This window comes from Nostoc sp. (assembly GCF_035638895.1).
Taxonomy (GTDB): Bacteria; Cyanobacteriota; Cyanobacteriia; order Cyanobacteriales; family Nostocaceae; genus Nostoc.
This window is the reverse complement of the sequence record NZ_DASQZC010000052.1, coordinates 1-3,248: the sequence shown is the minus strand read 5'-3', so window position 1 is coordinate 3,248 and position 3,248 is coordinate 1. Positions and strand designations below refer to the sequence as shown.

General features: G+C 42.9%; 1 protein-coding gene. It reads right to left on the bottom strand.

All coding sequences use genetic code 11. The features are described from left to right. A partial coding sequence (locus VE944_RS02220; RefSeq protein WP_324971609.1) for an ATP-binding protein occupies window positions 1-2,865 on the bottom strand: 2,865 nt, incomplete at its 3' end. Window positions 2,866-3,248 lie beyond the last annotated feature (383 nt).

Below are 3,248 nucleotides of genomic sequence, written 5' to 3'. Positions count from 1 at the left end.
AGACACCGAAGCATTACCATATTGGACAGATAAATTTACTTGTTTGCACACCGTTAAGGGTACCAGTTGTGGAGCAGCAATGTATGCAGCCGCAAAGATGCTTGATAAAAGTCTCATGGCTGCTAATTTATAGCGATCGCTCATTTGAGGCAGGTCAACTAAATCCTCAATTTGCAAGCCAGTCAAAATTGCCGCAGTTTCCTGCAATCCCTGCCCAATATCTGAGAGATTCGCTTGTTCGGGAAACTCCACCCCCAACAGCTTTAAAGTTTGTAGCCCCGTATTAACTGCTTCTATTAGTTTGTTCTGCAACACATAAGCTTGAATCTGGACTTCATAGACCTTAATTTTATCGAGTAGGGTTTGGGCTTGTTGTTGCACTACCTCAACCCATCTCTGCATTTCCTTAAAATCACCGCTTAAAAAAGCTGCCTCTGCTGCTTCTGAGTGCAGTGCTAATGTTAGGTCATACTGGCTTTTCCAGCTATCTTCTGCTAACAATCCTAAACCGACTTGCAAATATTTAACGGCAGAATCATGTGCTGTAGCAGCTTTCGCTCTTTGACCTGCGATCAGATTGAGTTCAGCGAATTCATATTTTTCTGTTTCAAATATTAGTAAATCAGCGCCGTAATTGAGTTGATTAACTAAAGCAAATATATTTTCTTTACGTTCTTCGGATGTAGTATTTAGCAGGAGTAATTGACCAATTTTCAGATGCGTTGCTTTCTTCTGCTCATCGGGAATCAGAGAATACGCTGCTTGCTGCACTCGGTCATGTAAAAATTTATAGTCAACCTTGACATCTGTTAAAGCAATTCCCCCTGACTCCTCCTGACTAAACGCTAAGGGAATTTTGTAATCCTGATTTAATGGCAGAATTAACCCAGCTTGCAGGGCTGACCACAATTGCGCCGCAGTTGTTAAAGAAGATGCTTCGTTAACGATCGCTAATACATCCAGATTGAACGTGTTGCCAATACAAGCAGCCAGTTTGAGTACTTCTTGCGTCTCTAGAGACAGTTTACGAATATTTCTCGCAGTCAATTCCACCACATTCAGGTCAGTAAGACCGATCGCTTGAATATGTTGGATATTCCACTGCCATACTCCTGAATGGAACTCATACGTTAACAAGTCTTCTTGATGTAGAGTTTTCAGCAGTTGCGTTAAAAAGAAAGGGTTTCCTCCAGTTTTGTGGAACAGTAATTCTGCTAATGGCTTGCTGGCTTCTGTGTCATTCAACGTATCGCTAATTAACGTTTCCACATCCGTTAACTGCAATGGTGACAAGACGATGTTATCTACCACCGCACTAGAAGATTGAATCTTCTCCAAACTCATCATAAGCGGATGGGTGGGCGACACTTCGTTATCCCGATATGCGCCGAGTAATAATAAATATTTGCGCTCGCTATCTGTCATCAATAGTTCAATTAAGTTCAGCGATGCCGAATCTGCCCACTGCAAATCATCGAGAAACACAACCAAGGGATGCTTTTGGGTCGTGAATACGCCAATGAATTGCCCAAAAACGCGATTGAAACGGTTTTGAGATTCAGCCGCACCCAGTTGTGTTACAGGTGGCACAGTTCCAATAATTAGTTCGACTTCGGGAATCACATCGATAATGACTTGCCCATTGTCTCCCAATGCAGTTAGGAGTTTCTCTTTCCACACTTGGATTTGGGCTTCGCTTTCGGTAAGTAATTGCCCAATCAAGGATTGGAATGCTTGAATCAACGATGCATAAGGAATATTGCGCTTGAACTGGTCAAACTTGCCTGCAATGAAATAACCCCTTGCTCCCACAATCGGTTTATGAACTTCATTGACGACACTCGTTTTTCCAATCCCCGAATAACCAGAGACGAGCATGAGTTCGCTACTACCATCTGCCACACGCTTAAACGCAGCCATCAATGTTGCTACTTCTGCTTCGCGTCCGTATAGCTTTTGCGGAATCAAAAAATGCCCAGATTTATCCTGTCTTCCCGGTACAAAGTTTTCAATCTTTCCAGTCGTTTGAAGTTGAAATAAACATTCCTCTAAATCCGCTTTCAGTCCCCAGGCGCTTTGATACCGTTCTTCTGCTGTTTTCGCTAATAATTTAAAAATAACTGCACTGATCGCTTCTGGTACATCTTCCAGAACGCGACACACGGTTTCGCTACAAGGTGCAGCTGGTGTTTTGGCAATGTGAGAGTGAATTAACTCCATCGGGTCAACAGCTTGAAAGGGCAAAACACCCGTCAGCATTTCATATAAAGTGACACCCAGCGAATAAAAGTCGGTGCGATAGTCAACCGCTCGATTCATTCTGCCGGTCTGCTCAGGTGACATATACGCAAGCGTACCTTCGAGCAAATTAGGATTGCTCAAGGTGGGATTTTCTTTATCAAGGCGCGAGGAGATACTGAAGTCAATCAGTTTAGCTTCGCCAGAATCGGGGTCAATTAAAATATTGTGCGGCTTAATATCTTTATGAATAATCTGTTGCGCGTGCAGTTCTCCTAAAATTTGTGCTAGGTTAATCCCCACCTTGAGGAAAGTAATCAAGGTGGTTGTTTGAGTTGCAATCAGTTCTTGGAGCAAGCAACCTGGAATGTCTTCCAAAACCAAAGCCAGTCCATGCTGATAATTCTTTAACTCATAGGCTTTAACAATGCCAGGAATTTGCAGAGGCTCAATAATTTGATATTCGTGGCGCAGTCGAGCTATGTCTTCTAAGAGTGGATGTTCGCACAGGAGAGTTTTGACAATGACAGGGACGTTATCGGTTTCTCGCCGTCCACGATAAATGACCGTTTTACTACCAGAGTGAAGAGTTTCGAGGAGTTGATAACCAGATAAAGTAGCTGTCATTGTTTTCTCTTGCAATATAAGCATTCTTAATATGCCCATGCAAGTTTAGCGTTGTAACATTTGTGACAAAACTCAGCATATTTTCACGAGATGTTACAAACATCACTCCAAAATTATATGTTGATGCTTGAGAGCATCGTCGCATTTTAGCCCCCTCCTCGCAAGCGGGGAGGGGGTTGGGGGTGGGGTTTAATACCTACTCAACAGAGAACCGCTATATCCTGTACTAATGTTTACAGTTGCCTTGCTTTTGGTGTTCATGACCATGTTCATGATGATGACCATGACCGTGGGAACAGTTTTGCAAATCTTGCTTCAAAAGCTTGTCGCTGATTTCTTGCAAGGATTCATCCACAGCTTGTAAGCCAATCCAAGCATCAATT